Origin of the sequence: Pseudomonas songnenensis, from assembly GCF_003696315.1 — a bacterium.
In the GTDB taxonomy this organism is placed as follows: domain Bacteria; phylum Pseudomonadota; class Gammaproteobacteria; order Pseudomonadales; family Pseudomonadaceae; genus Stutzerimonas; species Stutzerimonas songnenensis.
The window spans coordinates 1-314 of sequence record NZ_RFFN01000023.1; the positions used below are offsets into that span (position 1 = coordinate 1).

Genomic DNA, 314 nt, shown 5'->3' on the forward strand with positions numbered 1-314 from the left:
TTGAGCGCCAGCAGGTTGGTCTGTTCGGCAATCGCGCGGATCACGTCGAGCACGCCGACGATGCCTTTCACGTCCTGCTGCAGGCCTTCCAGCGATTCACCGCTACCACGCAGCTCGCCCACCAGTTCATGGATCTGACGGATGCTCTGGTCCACCACCTGCTTGGCGGCAACGCCCTGCTGGTCGGTCTCCCGCGCCGCCTCGGCCGCGCGCTGGGCGCTCATCGCCACTTCATGCGCCGCAGCGGACATCTCGTTGATGGCCGTGGCGACCTGATCGGTCTCGCTGCGCTGATCGGCCATGGCCTGCTCGGA

At 66.6% G+C, this 314-nt stretch carries 1 pseudogene; it reads right to left on the reverse strand.

Annotated features, from left to right (window positions below):
- A pseudogene (locus EA798_RS20490) lies at positions 1-314 on the reverse strand (methyl-accepting chemotaxis protein); the annotation flags it as partial.